14 protein-coding genes are annotated in these 14,862 nt (G+C 73.9%); 11 read left to right on the forward strand and 3 right to left on the reverse strand.

What is annotated here, in order from left to right; genetic code table 11:
* The first annotated feature begins 25 nt into the window (after nt 1–25).
* From trhO to proC, 6 genes are all read left to right on the forward strand, one after another.
* Entirely contained in the window at nt 26–955 is a 930-nt protein-coding gene (gene trhO / locus ACUW6W_RS02735; protein ID WP_101967388.1) for an oxygen-dependent tRNA uridine(34) hydroxylase TrhO, read from the forward strand.
* On the forward strand, nt 952–2,628 hold the full coding sequence (locus ACUW6W_RS02740) for a DUF7059 domain-containing protein (protein ID WP_145951057.1): 1,677 nt from the start codon (nt 952–954) through the stop codon (nt 2,626–2,628). Before trhO ends, ACUW6W_RS02740 begins: the two co-directional genes overlap by 4 nt.
* A gap of 142 nt (nt 2,629–2,770) precedes the next feature.
* Nucleotides 2,771–5,605, forward strand: a complete 2,835-nt coding sequence (gene topA / locus ACUW6W_RS02745; protein ID WP_454179760.1) for a type I DNA topoisomerase — start codon at nt 2,771–2,773, stop codon at nt 5,603–5,605.
* A gap of 5 nt (nt 5,606–5,610) precedes the next feature.
* Nucleotides 5,611–6,633: a Ppx/GppA phosphatase family protein gene (locus ACUW6W_RS02750; RefSeq protein WP_200969350.1), complete on the forward strand. Its 1,023-nt coding sequence runs from the start codon at nt 5,611–5,613 to the stop codon at nt 6,631–6,633.
* A gap of 2 nt (nt 6,634–6,635) precedes the next feature.
* Nucleotides 6,636–7,523, forward strand: coding sequence for a sugar phosphate isomerase/epimerase family protein (locus tag ACUW6W_RS02755; protein ID WP_049159026.1), 888 nt, complete (start codon nt 6,636–6,638; stop codon nt 7,521–7,523).
* Complete coding sequence (proC, locus tag ACUW6W_RS02760; RefSeq protein ID WP_363736790.1) at nt 7,520–8,350, forward strand: pyrroline-5-carboxylate reductase; 831 nt, start codon at nt 7,520–7,522, stop codon at nt 8,348–8,350. Before ACUW6W_RS02755 ends, proC begins: the two co-directional genes overlap by 4 nt.
* Before the next feature lie 15 nt (nt 8,351–8,365).
* On the opposite strand, the gene ACUW6W_RS02765 is transcribed toward proC, so the two are convergent.
* Both ACUW6W_RS02765 and ACUW6W_RS02770 read right to left on the reverse strand, forming a co-directional pair.
* Nucleotides 8,366–9,043 carry a potassium channel family protein gene (locus tag ACUW6W_RS02765; RefSeq protein ID WP_002856329.1) on the reverse strand — a complete coding sequence of 226 codons (678 nt, stop codon included), beginning with the start codon at nt 9,041–9,043 and terminating at the stop codon, nt 8,366–8,368.
* A complete protein-coding gene (locus ACUW6W_RS02770) occupies nt 9,036–10,511 on the reverse strand; it encodes a TrkH family potassium uptake protein (RefSeq protein WP_311795205.1) in 1,476 nt (491 codons plus the stop codon). The genes ACUW6W_RS02765 and ACUW6W_RS02770 overlap by 8 nt, the downstream gene beginning before the upstream one ends.
* Nucleotides 10,512–10,655: 144 nt before the next feature.
* Between ACUW6W_RS02770 and ACUW6W_RS02775 the strand changes: the two genes are divergently transcribed.
* The 3 genes from ACUW6W_RS02775 (at nt 10,656) to ACUW6W_RS02785 (ending at nt 12,536) form a co-directional block, all read left to right on the forward strand.
* Nucleotides 10,656–11,909, forward strand: a complete 1,254-nt coding sequence (locus ACUW6W_RS02775) for an acetoin utilization protein AcuC (RefSeq protein WP_036317274.1) — start codon at nt 10,656–10,658, stop codon at nt 11,907–11,909.
* Nucleotides 11,910–12,072: 163 nt separating this feature from the next.
* A complete protein-coding gene (locus tag ACUW6W_RS02780; RefSeq protein ID WP_005504750.1) occupies nt 12,073–12,171 on the forward strand; it encodes a 30S ribosomal protein bS22 in 99 nt (32 codons plus the stop codon).
* Nucleotides 12,172–12,266: 95 nt separating this feature from the next.
* Nucleotides 12,267–12,536, forward strand: coding sequence for a glutaredoxin family protein (locus ACUW6W_RS02785; RefSeq protein WP_222958517.1), 270 nt, complete (start codon nt 12,267–12,269; stop codon nt 12,534–12,536).
* A gap of 6 nt (nt 12,537–12,542) precedes the next feature.
* Here ACUW6W_RS02785 and ACUW6W_RS02790 read toward each other — a convergent pair whose 3' ends face one another.
* A complete protein-coding gene (locus ACUW6W_RS02790; protein WP_454179764.1) occupies nt 12,543–13,283 on the reverse strand; it encodes a hypothetical protein in 741 nt (246 codons plus the stop codon).
* A 125-nt stretch (nt 13,284–13,408) separates the two neighbouring features.
* On the opposite strand from ACUW6W_RS02790, the gene ACUW6W_RS02795 reads away from it, so the two are divergent.
* Both ACUW6W_RS02795 and ACUW6W_RS02800 read left to right on the forward strand, forming a co-directional pair.
* Complete coding sequence (locus tag ACUW6W_RS02795) at nt 13,409–14,083, forward strand: histidine phosphatase family protein (protein WP_044658894.1); 675 nt, start codon at nt 13,409–13,411, stop codon at nt 14,081–14,083.
* A gap of 153 nt (nt 14,084–14,236) precedes the next feature.
* A complete protein-coding gene (locus ACUW6W_RS02800) occupies nt 14,237–14,848 on the forward strand; it encodes a TlpA family protein disulfide reductase (RefSeq protein WP_002856341.1) in 612 nt (203 codons plus the stop codon).
* Nucleotides 14,849–14,862 lie beyond the last annotated feature (14 nt).

Below are 14,862 nucleotides of genomic sequence, written 5' to 3' on the forward strand. Positions count from 1 at the left end.
GGGTCGCGCACTAGCCTGGACCTCGATGAGCACCGCCGCCCTCTCCCGCATCGCGCTGTACTACCGGTTCACCCCGCTCGCCGACCCCGAGGCGGTGCGGCTGTGGCAGCGCACGCTCGCCGCGTCCCTCGGCCTGACCGGCCGGATCATCGTGTCGCCGCAGGGGATCAACGGGACCGTCGGCGGGCCGGTCGACGCGGTCAAGCGCTACGTGCGCGGCACGCGGGAGCATCCGGCGTTCCGGGATCTCGAGGTGAAGTGGTCGGACGGCTCGGCGGCGGACTTCCCCCGCCTCTCCGTCAAGCTCAAGCCCGAGCTCGTCGCGTTCGGGGCCCCCGAGCGCGTCACCGTGGACGCGGGCGGCGTCGTCGGCACGGGGGAGCGGCTCACCCCCGCCCAGGTGGACGCGCTCGTCGCCGAGCGCGCCGGCACCGCCAACCCCGTGCGCTTCCTCGACGGCCGCAACACGGTCGAGGCGGCCATCGGCCGCTTCGACGGGGCCGTGGTCCCGGACGCGCACACCACCCGCGACCTGCTCGCCGCCGTCGACTCCGGGGCCCTGGACCACCTCAAGGACGCGCCGCTGATCACCTACTGCACGGGCGGCGTGCGCTGCGAGGTCCTCTCGGCCCTGCTCAAGGACCGCGGCTTCGCCGAGGTCTACCAGCTCGACGGCGGCATCGTCCGCTACGGCGAGGCCCGTGGCGACGCCGGACTGTGGCGGGGCGAGCTGGCCGTGTTCGACCGGCGCCTGTCCACCCGCTTCACCGCCGACGCCGAGACCATCGGCCGGTGCGTCGCGTGCGAGGCACCGACCTCGGCGCTGCGCAACTGCGCCGACCCGGCCTGCACCACGCTCGAGGTCCGCTGTGCGGCCTGCGCCGCCGACGACCCCGAGCACCGCTGTCCTGTCTGCGCCCACCGCCCCCACCCCGCTGAGAGGACCGAGGCATGAGTCCCGTCCCGACACCCCCGTCGCCCCCCGCCCCGCGGCTGACCCCGGCCACGGCCGTGGCCCTCGCCGCGGATCTGGCGGCCCTGCCGTTCACCACCGCCGCCGTCGAGGGGCTGCTCGGACCCGTGGCCACGCTCGCCCTGGACCGCGAGCACGCCGAGGCCGCCCGCCGCGTCGTCGCCGGTCACCTGGCGGGCCCCGGCCGGCCCGACGACGCAGCCGGCCCCGGCGACCGGTATGGCACGCGGGGCCTCGCCGCCGCCGTCGGGGCCTGGCTGCTCGGCGACCCCGTCCCCGCCGCCGACCTCGACGCCGCGCTGCCCCGCCTCGGCCTGGCCGGGGCCGTGGCGGCCGGGCTCGTCGTCGAGGGGCCGGACGGGCGCGTGCGCGGCGCGGTGGACCTCTCGCCGTACGAGGCGGACGAGCCGGGCCGGATGTGGATCGCCTCGGACCTGACGGCCCTGCAGCGGCGCGGCCCGCTGCCTCCCGAGCACGTGCTCGGCGTCGGCCGGGCCTCCCTCACGCTCGCCGGCGCCACGCAGCGCCGTCCCGTGGCCCGCGCCCTCGACGTGGGGGTGGGCTGCGGGATCCAGACCCTGCACCTGCTCGCCCACGCCGACCACGTCACCGCCACGGACCTGTCCGAGCGCGCCCTGGCCTTCACCCGGTTCAACCTGCTGCTCAACGCGGACGTGCTCGGCCTCGACCGGGAGCGGCTCGAGGACCGGGTCCGGCTGGCGGCCGGCGATCTGCTGGCGCCGGTGGCGGGGGAGCGGTTCGACCTCGTGGTCTCGAACCCGCCGTTCGTGATCACCCCGCGCACGGACCCGGACGCGCCCGTGCTGACCTACCGCGACGGCGGCCGCGAGGGCGACCGGATCGTCGCGGAGCTGATCGCGGCCCTGCCGGACGTGCTCGCCGAGGGCGGCACCGCGCAGCTGCTCGCCAACTGGGAGATCCCGGCGGGAGACACCGCCGACGCCGACACCGCACCCTGGGACGCGCGCCCGCGCTCGTGGGTGGCGTCGGGGATGCAGGCCTGGTTCATCCAGCGCGACCGGCAGGACCCCGCGGGCTACGCGGAGACGTGGCTGCAGGACTCCTCACTCGAGCTCGACCCGCCCGCCTATGAGGCCGCCTACCGTGGGTACCTGGACGACTTCGCCGCGCGCGGGGTCGCGGGCGTGGGCTTCGGCCACGTGTGGCTGCGTCGGCCCGCCGCGGACGGCTCCCAGGGCCGGGGGTGGGTGGTCGCCGAGGAGCTGACCCAGGCCGTGGACGAGGCCCTCGGCACCGCGTGGGCCGCCGCCGTCGCCCGCCGGGACCGGCTCACCGCCGGCGCCGGGGCGGGGGACGCCGTCGGGGACCCGGCCCTGGCCGCGCTGCGCGGCCTGCACCTGCGCGTGGCCGCGGACGTCACGGAGGAGCGCCACCAGCGGTTCGGGGCGGAGCACCCCGAGGTGATCCTGGCCCGGCAGGGCTCCGGGTTCCGGCGCGTGGCGCGCCTGGACACCGCGACGGCGGGCGTGCTGTCCGCCTCCGACGGTGAGCTGTCCGTGGGGCAGCTGGTGGGCGCGGTCGCCGCGCTGCTGGAGCTGGACGACGTCGGGCGGGCCGGCCTGCTGGCCGCGCTGCGGGAGCTGTACGAGGACGGGTTCCTGGTGGAGGGCTGACGATCGGGCGGTGGCGGGCGCGGGGACGCCGGGCGTTATCGTGGGCACCGCGCCCCCTACGATGTGGGGACGTCCGCCCGACGCCGGCGTGCACCGCGCACCGGCCCGGAACCACCGCCTTCCCCGTCCGAGGAGGACCCCCTTGTCCACGTCATCCGCTTCCGTGACCGCTCCCGTGCCCGAGGGCAAGAAGCTGGTCATCGTGGAGTCCCCGGCCAAGAGCAAGTCCATCGCGAAGTACCTCAACGCGGTGGGCTCCGGCTGGGTGGTGGACTCCTCCGTGGGGCACATCCGCGACCTGCCCAAGCCCTCGGACCTGCCGGCGGACATGAAGAAGGGCCCGTTCGGGAAGTTCGCCGTGGACACGGAGCACGGCTTCACCCCGTACTACGTGGTGCACCCGGACAAGAAGAAGAAGGTCGCGGAGCTCAAGCGCGAGCTCAAGGACGCCGAGGCCCTCTACCTCGCCACGGATGCGGACCGGGAGGGCGAGGCCATCGCCTGGCACCTGCTGGACACCCTCAAGCCCACGGTGCCGGTGTACCGGATGACCTTCGGGGAGATCACCCAGGAGGGCGTGCGCCGAGGCCTGGAGAACATCCGCGAGCTGGACACGGCCCTCGTGGACGCCCAGGAGACGCGCCGCATCCTCGACCGCCTGTTCGGCTACGAGCTCTCGCCGGTGCTGTGGCGCAAGGTCTCCCGCGGGCTCTCGGCGGGCCGCGTGCAGTCGGTGGCCACCCGCCTCGTCGTCGAGCGCGAGCGGGAGCGCATGGCCTTCGTCTCCGCCCACTACTGGGGCGTGGAGGGCACCTTCACGGTGGCCGAGGGCGCGCAGGCCGCGGACGCCGTGGGCAGCTCGTTCACGGCCCGCCTCAGCACGGTGGACGGCGAGCGCGTGGCCACGGGCCGCGACTTCGACGACGCCGGGCGGCTCAAGGCCTCCGCCGGCAAGAAGGTGACCCACCTGGACGAGGCCGGCGCCCGCTCGCTGGCCGAGGGTCTGCGCGGGGCGGACTTCACGGTCGACTCGGTGGAGGACAAGCCGTACACCCGCCGCCCGGCCGCCCCCTTCACCACCTCCACGCTGCAACAGGAGGCCGCCCGCAAGCTCCGCATGAGCTCCCGCGTCTCCATGCAGGTGGCCCAGCGCCTGTACGAGAACGGCTACATCACGTACATGCGCACGGACTCGGTGAACCTCTCGCAGGAAGCCGTGCAGGCCGCCCGGCGCCAGGCCACCGAGCTCTACGGGGCGGACGCCGTGCCGGCCCAGCCGCGCGTCTACGCCAAGCGCAACGAGACCGCGCAGGAGGCCCACGAGGCCATCCGGCCCGCGGGGGACTCCTTCCGGACCCCGGCCCAGGTCAAGGCCGAGCTGCGCCCGGACGAGTTCCGCCTGTACGAGCTGATCTGGAAGCGCACCGTGGCCTCGCAGATGGCCGATGCCAAGGGCTACACCGCCACGCTGCGGCTCTCGGCCACCGCGCAGGACGGCCGCCTCGCGCAGTTCAGCGCCTCGGGCACCGTCATCACGTTCAAGGGCTTCCTCGACGCGTACGAGGAGGGTCGGGACGCCGAGGTCGACGGCGAGAACGCGGAGGCCAAGGACCGCCGCCTGCCGCAGGTGGCCCAGGGCGAGCGCCTCACCGGTGACCCGATCGAGGCCACCGGGCACGAGACCTCCCCGCCGGCCCGCTACACCGAGGCGTCGATCGTCGCCGAGCTGGAGCGCCGCGAGATCGGGCGTCCCTCCACGTACGCCCCGACGATCTCCACGATCATGGACCGCGGCTACGTGTCCAAGCGCGGCACCGCGCTCGTCCCGTCGTGGACCGCGTTCGCGGTGATCGGCCTGCTCGAGGACTACTTCGCGAAGTACGTGGACTACGACTTCACGGCCCGCATGGAGGACGACCTCGACCGGATCGCCGCGGGCGAACTCGGCCGCGAGGCCTGGCTGCAGACCTTCTACTTCGGGGCCCCCGCCGCGGAGACGGAGAAGGGCGTCGAGGGCCTCAAGCACGTGGTGGACAACCTCGGCGAGATCGACGCGCGGGCCGTGAACTCGCTGCCGATCACCGAGGACATCACCCTGCGGGTGGGCCAGTACGGTCCGTACCTGGAGCGGTCGCTGCCGGCCGACGCGGAGGCGGGCGCCACCCCGCCGCGCGCCAACGTCCCCGAGGACCTGGCCCCGGACGAGCTCACCCCGGCCAAGGCCGAGGAGCTGTTCGCCACCGCCCAGCCCTCCGAGCGCGAGCTCGGCACGGACCCGGAGACGGGCCGGACCATCGTCGCCAAGGACGGGCGCTACGGGCCCTACGTCACCGAGGTCATCCCCGAGATGACCGAGGAGGAGCTGCAGGCCTGGCTCGACGCCCAGCCCACCGAGTACTACAAGAACGGCAAGCCCAAGCCGAAGAAGAAGCCGGCCAAGGAGAAGCCCCGCACCGGCTCCCTCTTCACGAGCATGTCCGTGGACACCGTGACCCTCGAGCAGGCGCTGCAGCTGATGTCCCTGCCGCGCGTCGTGGGCGCGGACGCCGAGGGCGAGGTCATCACCGCCCAGAACGGCCGCTTCGGGCCCTACCTGAAGAAGGGCTCGGACTCGCGCTCGCTCGAGTCCGAGGACCAGATCTTCAGCATCACGCAGGAGCAGGCCCTCGAGATCTACGCCCAGCCGAAGCAGCGTGGCCGCGGGGCCGCCAAGCCGCCGCTGGCCGAGTTCGGCGAGGACCCGGTCTCCGGCAAGAAGGTCACCGTGAAGGAGGGCCGCTTCGGCCCGTACGTCACGGACGGGGTCACCAACATCACCGTCCCGCGCGGCCGCCAGCCCGAGGAGCTCACGGCGGAGGAGGCCTACCAGCTGCTCGCGGACAAGCGCGCCAAGGGCCCGGCCACCCGCGGCGGCGCCAAGAAGCCGGCGGCGCGCAAGACCCCGGCCAAGAAGACCACCGCGCGGAAGAAGGCCTGAGCGCCATGCGCCTCGGCGTCCTGGACATCGGATCCAACACCGTCCACCTGCTGCTCGTGGACGCCCACCCGGGGGCCCGCCCCGTCGCCTACGCGGAGCACAAGCGCTCCCTTCCGTTGATCCGCTACCAGGACGCCGACGGGGCGATCACGGAGGAGGGTCAGCGGGAGCTCGTGGACTTCGTCCGGGAGGCCGCCGCGTTCGCGGAGGAGCATCGGGCGGAGGACATGATCTCGTTCTGCACCTCGGCGATCCGCGAGTCCGCGAACGGCGCCGCCGTGCTGGCCCGCGTGCAGGCCGAGACCGGTGTGCACCTCTCCGAGCTCACGGGGGACCAGGAGTCGGCCATGACGTACTTCGCCGTGCGCCGCTGGCAGGGCTGGGACGCCGGCTCCATCCTGAACTTCGACATCGGCGGCGGTTCCTTCGAGATCGCCTACGGCCAGGACGAGCTGCCCTCGCACGCCCTGTCCCTGCCGCTGGGCGCCGGCCGCCTCACCCGCGACTGGGTGCCCGAGGACCCGCCCAGCCCCAAGGCGGTGAAGAAGCTCCGCAAGCACGTGGAGAAGCGACTCGAGGAGGCCTACGCGGACTTCCCGCGCATCGAGTCGCCCGTGGTGGTCACCGCCACCTCGAAGACGTTCCGCTCCCTCGCCCGGATCACCGGGGCGGCGCCGTCGGCGGCGGGGCCCTTCGTGAAGCGGCACCTGCGCGCGGACGACCTGCACCTGTGGGTGAACCGCCTCGCGGCGATGACCATCGCGGAGCGGGCGGAGCTGCCCGGCGTCTCGGACGTGCGCGCGCACCAGGTGTTCGCGGGGGCGATCGTCGCGCTGACGGCCATGCGCACGTTCGGCATCGCCCAGCTCGAGATCTGCCCGTGGGCGCTGCGCGAGGGCCTGATCCTCAACCGCCTCGACGCGCTCATGCTCGAGGGCCACCTCACCCGGGACGGCCTGCCCGGCGTCGGCCACGTGAACCTCAACCCGGACACCCTCCTGCCGGGACTGAGCCTGGGGGTGCGCTGAGCATGGCGGACGCCACCGCGCACCTGGCCCCCGCGGCGCGCTTCGGCGCGGACATCCCCGTGACCCTGTCCTCCTCGTCCGTGTTCCCCCTGGGCACCCAGGACGTGTTCGCCACCGCCGAGGACCTCGGCTACGACGGCGTGGAGGTCATGGTCACGCACAACGCGTGGAGCCAGGACGCGCGGCGGCTGACGCGGCTGTCCGAGCGTCACGGGATGCCCATCGACTCCATCCACGCCCCCACCCTGCTGTTCACGCAGCAGGTCTGGGGCTCCGCGTGGTCCAAGATCCGCCGCTCCGTGGAGCTGGCGCAGGCCGTGGGTGCGGCCACCGTGGTCGCCCACCCGCCGTTCCGCTGGCAGGGCACGTACGCGGTGCGCTTCGCCGAGGGCATCCACGAGCTCATGGCGGAGACCGGTGTGGTGATCGCGGTGGAGAACATGTACCCGTGGCGGGCCTACGGCCGCGAGGCCAAGATGTACCTGCCGCACTGGAACCCGCTGCCCGAGCCGTACGAGCACATCTGCTGGGACTTCTCCCACGCGGCCATCGCGCGGGCGGACTCCCTGGCGGCCGTCCGCGAGCTCGGCCCGCGGCTGCGGCACGTCCACCTCACCGACGGCAACGACTCCGGCAAGGACGACCACCTGGTCCCCGGCGAGGGCACGCAGCGCGTGGCCGAGACCCTGCGCCACCTGGCGACCGAGGGCCTGGCCGGCGCGGTGTGCGTGGAGGTGGGCACCCGCGGCGTGGAGTACGCGGGCCAGCGCGAGGAGAAGCTGGCCGCCTCGCTCGCGTTCGCGCGCGAGCACCTGGCCGCCGGCGGGACCGACCACCACGACGACGACGGCGTTCCGCGCCCGACCACGAAGGAGACGGACCGACCATGAAGCTGACCATCCTGGGCCTGGGCACCATGACCGGCGCGATCCTCGCCGGAGCCCTCGACGCCGGCGCCGTGCGCGCCGAGGACGTCACCGCCACCACCCGCTCCGCCGCCTCCGCCGAGAAGGCCGCCGCGCAGCACGGCGTCACCGTGACCTCCCAGGAGCGGGACGAACGCGCCAACCATGCCGCGGTCGCTGAGGCGGACATCGTCCTGGTGGGCGTGAAGCCGAAGGACATGGTCGCCACCCTCACGGACCTGGCGCCGTCGCTGCGCCCCGAGACCGTGGTGGTGTCCGTGGCAGCCGGCGTCACCGCCGCGACCATGGCCGCCGTGCTGCCCGCGGGGCAGCCGATCGTGCGGACCATGCCGAACACGCCCCTGACGGTGGGCTCCGGCGTCGTGGGCGTGGCCCCCGGGCCGGGCGTCACCGAGGAGCAGGCCACCGCCGTGCGTGCTCTCTTCGAGGGCTGCGGCCTGGTGGTGCCGGTGGCCGAGGAGCAGCTCTCCGCCGTGGTGGCCACCGCCGGCTCCGCCCCGGCCTACGTGTTCCTGCTGGCCGAGCTGATCGCCGCCCACGGTGCGGAGATGGGACTGGACGCCGCCTCCGCCGAGGCCATGGCCGCGGCCACCGTCAAGGGCGCCGGCATCATGCTCCAGCAGGAGGGGGCCAGGGCCGAGGCTCTGCGCAAGGCCGTGATGAGCCCGAACGGCACCACCGAGAAGGCCGTGGAGGCGTTCCTGGACGGCGGCATGGGCGACCTCGTGAACCGTGCCATGGACGCGGCCGCGCAGCGCGACAAGGAGATGGCCGAGGAGTTCGGGGCCTGACGGCTCCGGCGTGCCTCAGGGCCGGGCGGCGAACCGGTCGATGAGGTCGGTGTGGCCCGAGACGATGAGGGTGTCGCGCGGGCCCACCCGGGTGTCCGGCTGGGCGTAGGTGAAGTCCTCGCCCGGGGTCTTCACGCCCACCACGGTCACGCCGTACTTGGAGCGCACGTGGGACTCGGCGAGCGTGAAGCCCACGCACTCGGCCGGCGGGTACATCTTCACGATCGCGAAGTCGTCGTCGAACTCGATGAAGTCGAGCATGCGCCCGTTCACGAGGTGGGCGGCGCGCACGCCGGCGTCGTGCTCCGGGAAGATCACATGGTTCGCCCCGATCCGCTTGAGGATCGTGCCGTGCGCCTCGCTGATCGCCTTCACCCAGATGTGCGGGATCTCCAGGTCCACGAGGTTCACGGTGATCAGCACCGATGCCTCGATGGAGGTGCCCACGCCGACCACCGCCGTCGAGAAGTCCTGCGCACCGAGCTGGCGCAGGGCCTCGGAGTCGGTGGCGTCCGCCTCCACCACGTGGGTCAGCGAGGGGGCGTAGCGCTGCACGAGGACGGGGTCCCGCTCGACGGCGAGCACCTCGCGCCCCTGTGCGACGAGCTCCTCGGCCGTGGCGGCGCCGAAGCGGCCCAGCCCCACGACGAGCACGGGGGCGTTGGGATCGGTGCGCTGCGGGGTGTCAGCCAATGACCGGCCTCTCGACGGGGTAGCGGTAGAGCACGCGCCGCTGGCGCAGGGCCAGGGCGGCGGCGAACGTGATCGTACCAACGCGGCCCGCGAACATCATGGCCGTCAGGACGTACTTGCCGGCCGGTGGGCTCTCCGCGGAGACGCCCACGGAGAGCCCGCACGTGCCGAACGCGGAGATCACCTCGAACAGGGGTCGCTGGAGGGACTCGTCGGTGATGTGCACCAGCGCCAGAGTGGCCACGAGCACGAGGGTGGCCCCGAGTGCGAGCACCGCGATGGCCACGCGCAGGGACTCGGGGGCGATCGTGCGGCCGTGCGCCGTCACCTCGCGGTCGCCGCGCGCCTCCGCCACGATCGCGAGGAACATGATCGCCAGCGTGGTCACCTTGATGCCGCCCGCGGTGGAGGCGGACCCACCGCCCACGAACATCAGCGCGTCCATGAGCAGCAGGGACTCGGGCTGGTGCGCGTTCGTGTCGTCGATCGCGAAGCCTCCGGAGCGGGTCATCACGGAGCCGAACAGGGAGTGCCCGACCCGCTGCCAGAAGCCCATGCCGGCCTGGGTCGCCGGGTTGCCCGCCTCGAAGAAGAAGAGGGCGACGGCGCCGAGCACCAGCAGGGCCAGCGTCACCTCGACCGTGAGCTTGGTGTGCAGGTTCCACTCCCGGAACCGCCACCCCTTCTCCAGCAGCACCATGACCACGGGGAAGCCGAGCGCGCCGAGGAACACGCCGACGCCGAGCACCGTGATGATCACCGGGTCGTGCATGATCTCCGGCAGGCCGTCCACGTGCAGGGTGAACCCCGCGTTGTTGAAGGCGCTGACCGAGTAGAAGACACCGTGCCACAGGCCGGTGAGCCACGAGCCGGAGATGGCCGCGAACCGCGGCACGAGGACGAGCGCCAGCGCGGCCTCCGCGGTCAGCACCGTCACGACGACGACGCGCAGCAGCTGGCCGACCTCGCCGAGACTGCCGGAGGTCATGCCCGCCTGCTGCGTCGCCAGCTTCGACCTCAGGCCCAGATGCCGGGAGACGGCCAACGTGAGCAGCGAGGCCATCGAGAGGATGCCCAGGCCGCCGATCTGGATGGCCACGAGGATGACCACCTGGCCCGCGGGGGACCAGTGCTCGGCCGTGTTGACGGTGGTCAGACCGGTCACGGAGAAGGCGGAGACCGCGGTGAACATGGCGTCGTGCAGGGGGGTGGCGTGGCCGTCCGCCGCGGCCCACGGCAGGGCGAGGAGCCCGGTGAACACCAGGGCCATGAGGGCGAAGGCGGAGAGGGCGGCGCGGGCCGGGGAGCCGCCCACCACCGAGCTGACGGCACGGCCCGAGCGCCGCAGCGCCGTGCGCAGGTCGGTCGAGGACTCCAGCGTGGAGGCCTGGCCGGGCCGGGGGAGTCCGCCGGGCCGGCGCACCCCGCCGTGGCGGCGGGCGTGCGGGGTCGGACGGGGACCTGCCACGGGGCACCTCCTGCGAGGGGGACGGGGGACGGGGAACGGACCGGCTCCCAGTATCGCGCGCCCCTGAGGCCCGCGCGTCACGCGGGTGAGACATCCGAGGCGCTCGTCGCCACCGTGCCGCCCGGAGCCCTAGGCTGGACCGTGATGAGCACCACGTCCACCCCTCCCGCTCCCACCCCCGCCGCTGTGGTGTGGGACTCCAGCCTGCTCCGCTACCGGTTCAGCGCGGAACACCCGATGGCGCCCCTGCGGCTGGACCTCACGCACCGGCTCGTGGAGGCGTTCGGCCTGCTGGACGCGCCCCACGTGCGGATCGTGGAGCCGCCCGTGGCCACGGACGAGCAGCTCGCCCTCGTCCACGACCCCGAGTACGTCGCCGCCGTCCGCCGGGCCGCGGCGACGTCGTCGGCCGAGGACGGCCGCTTCGGCCTGGGCACCGAGGACTGTCCCGTGTTCCCGGACCTGCACGAGTCCGCCGCCCGGATCGCGGGCGGCTCCCTCGTCGCCGCGGAGGCGATCTGGTCCGGCGAGGTGGACCGCGCCGTGAACTTCGCCGGCGGCATGCACCACGCCGCCCGGTCCTCGGCGTCCGGGTTCTGCATCTACAACGACTGCGCCGTGGCCATCCAGCGCCTGCTGGACCTCGGCGCGGAGCGCGTCGCCTACGTCGACGTGGACGCGCACCACGGCGACGGCACGCAGTCGATCTTCTACGACGACCCCCGCGTGCTCACCATCTCCCTGCACGAGACGGGCATCAGCCTGTTCCCGGGCACGGGCTTCGCCAACGAGATCGGCGGCTCGGCCGCTCAGGGCACAGCGGTGAACGTCGCGCTGCCCCCGCGCACCGGCGACGCCGGCTTCCTGCGCGCCGCCCACGCCGTGGTCCCCCCGCTGCTGCAGGCGTTCGCCCCGGACGTGCTGGTCAGCCAGCACGGCTGCGACGGTCACCGCACGGACCCGCTCGCCGACCTGCGGCTGAGCGTGGACGGCCAGCGCCAGCTCGCGTTCGACGTCGGCGACTGGGCCGACCGGTTCGCGCACGGCCGGTGGCTGGCCACCGGGGGCGGCGGCTACAACCCGCTGCGGGTGGTGCCGCGCGCGTGGGCCCACCTGACCGCCGCCGTCCTGCAGACCCCGATCCCGGTGAAGAGCGAGATCCCCGCCGCCTGGATCGAGCACGTCCGGACCCTCACCGCGGACGAGCTGACCGGGGACATGTCCGTGCACGAGGGGGACGACGCCGAGCGGATCCCCACCGTGATGGGCGAGGACGCGGATGTGTGGTGGCGCTCGTGGGAGGTGGGCTACGACCCGGCCGACCCGGTGGACCAGTCGATCATGGCCACGCGCCGCGAGGTGTTCCCGCTGCACGGGCTGGACCCCTGGTTCGACTGAGCCGGCCCGCGTCCCGGTTCGACCGCGGCCCGTGCGGCCGGTATTGTGGCCGAGAACGTTTCCAGGCGTTCCACATCCGGTGGAATGCGGGTCGGCGTGTCCGGCGCCCCGGATGCCTGCGGTCCCACGACCGCCGACCCTCGCCCCGATTCAAGGAGTCCCCATGGGATCTGTGATCAAGAAGCGCCGCAAGCGCATGTCGAAGAAGAAGCACCGCAAGCTGCTTCGCAAGACCCGTCACCAGCGTCGCAACAAGAAGTGACGCCCGCGCCCTCCGGGCGCTGACGAGACGAAGCCGTCGTCCCCTTCCGAGAGGACGGCGGCTTCGTCGTGGACGGCGATCCGTAGAGTGGGTCCATGACCGCCGACCTGCCCGCCGCCACCGCCCGCGTCCAGCTGCTCGTGAAGCCCGGCTGTCACCTGTGCGCCGAGGCCGAGGCCACGGTGGCGCAGGTGTGCGTCGCGCGGGGCGAGGCCTGGGAGGCCGTCGACGGCGCCGCGCACCCGGCCCTGCTCGAGCGGTTCGCGGACGAGGTGCCGGTGCTGTTCGTCGACGGCGTCCAGCGCGACTTCTGGCGCGTGGACCCGGCCCGCCTGGTCCGGCTCCTGGACGCCCCGCGGGCCTGAGCGGGCTCAGCGGCGCGCGAAGCGCTGCCAGGCCTTCAGCCGCATGTACTCCGTGGCGTCCGGGCGGTAGGCGAGCACGATGCCGGCGACGCCGAGACCCACCCACACGAGGTCCAGCGGGCTGAACGCCCCCATCACGGCGTTGGAGACCAGCACCAGCACGGACAGGGACGCCAGCACCGTTCCGACGATGCGCGCGGTGCGCGAGCCGCCGCGGATCGCGAACGCCACCCACAGGTAGACGAGGAACGCGAGCACGCCGAACACGGCCGCCGTCGTGGCGAGGGCCGGAAGCATCCCGTCCGTCATGGCGCGCATCTGCTCCGCCTGGTCGGCGGGCAGATCCATCTGCTCGACGGACCGGTCCAGCTCCTGCTGGATCGCGGCCTGGCCTTCCGGCTGGGTGATGGCGAAGGCCGCCAGCAGGGTCGTCGCCAGCAGCAGGAGGCCGCCCGAGACGATCAGCCAGAACGCGGCCGTCAGGGAACGCGGCCGCGGGGGCAGCTCGACCGGGCCGGGAGACTGCCAGCCGGCCGGGCCGTGGGGGGAGGGGGCCTGGGGCATCCCCGCCTGGCCCGGGGCGCCGTACGGAGCCGCCGGCGGTGCGCCGTAGGGGTTCTGGCCGTACGGGCTCGCGCCCGCCGGGTCGGGGGAGCCCGGGGTCGGCCCCTGCGGGGCGGCGCCGTACGGGTCGGTGCCGTACGGGTTCTGGCTGCCGTGGGGATCGGTGGGCGAGGTGCCGGACATGGGGCCTCCTAGCGACGCCGACGCTCGCGGCGTCTCGGTGCGGACGGGGGTGGCGGCGCGGTCGCGCCGAGGTGTGCCCCACGCTACCGCCGGGGCCACCGGTCCGCCTCTGCCAGACTGGCCCCATGCAGACGCTCGCCACCGTCCACCTGGTCCGCCACGGAGAAGTCCACAACCCCGATCGTGTCCTCTACGGCCGCCTGCCGGAGTTCGGGCTCTCGGAGCTCGGCCACGAGATGGCCCGGGGCGTGGCCGCGTGGTTCGCGGAGCGCGCCGCGCAGACCGGCCGTGCGCCCGCCGTCGTCGCCGCCTCCCCGTTGACCCGCGCACAGCAGACCGCCGTGCCCATCGCGGCCGCGTTCGACCTGCCGCTGGTCACCGAGCCGGACCTGATCGAGGCGGAGAACGCCTTCGAGGGCATGTCCCAGGTGGCGGCGTCGCTGAAGCGCAACCCGCGGCTGTGGCCCCGGCTGCGCAATCCCCTGCGCCCGTCCTGGGGCGAGCCGTACCGCGCGCAGGCCGCCCGGATGCTGGCCGTCGTCGACCGGCTCCGCGGCGAGGCCGTGGCCGCCGAGGGGCCCGGCGCCGAGTCCGTGCTCGTCTCGCACCAGCTGCCGATCTGGGTGACGCGCCTGGCCGTCGAGGGCCGTCCGCTGTGGCACGACCCGCGCCGCCGTGAGTGCTCGCTGACCTCCGTGACCTCGCTCGTGTACGAGGAAGGGCGCAGGGTGCCGCGCGTCGAGTACCACGAGCCGAACCAGGCCCTGCTGAAGGACGCCTCCTCCCTGCCGGGCGCCTGAGGCCCCGACGGCGGCCGGCGTCGACGGCGCCGTCCGCGGCCTCCCACGGGGTGGGGGTGTGACGTCCAGGGTTCAGTCAGAATGCGGGGCGGGCAGTAGACTCCCCAGGTCCCCGGAATCCAGCCCCGCGCGTCCCCTGGAGGGCAGCCCGCCATGCAGACCCCCCGTCCGTCCCGTCGCACCGTGCTGACCGGCCTCTCGCTGCTCGGCCTCGCGCCCGTCCTCGCGGCGTGCTCGGGGGACGACTCGCTGACGCAGCAGGCCGGCAACGCGGACGGCAAGAACTACATCGCCGGAGACGGCTCCGTCCTGGAGATCGCCCCCGCCGAGCGCGGCGCCCCCGTGGAGTTCGCCGCCGAGCTCTTCGACGGCACCCCCGTGACCGGCGCGAGCCTGCGCGGCGCCCCGGCCCTGCTGAACTTCTGGTACGCCGCATGCGCCCCGTGCCGCGTGGAGGCCCCCCACCTCGTGGCCCTGCACGAGCAGTTCGCCCCGCAGGGGGTGCGGTTCCTCGGCGTGAACGTCCGGGACACCGCCACCACCGCGCAGGCCTTCGAGCGCACCTTCGAGATCCCCTACCCGTCCATCGAGGACGCCCGCGGGGACGTGCTCCTGAACATGACCGACTACGTGCCCCCGCAGGCCGTGCCCTCCACCCTCGTCCTGGACGTCGAGGGCCGCGTGGCCGCCCGCGTGCTCGGCGCCGTGGAGGAGTCCACCCTGCGCGCCCTGCTCACCACCGTGGTGGACGAGGCCGCGGCCTGACCCGGCCGCCGTGT

The organism is Micrococcus sp. 093350064-1, from assembly GCF_053627955.1.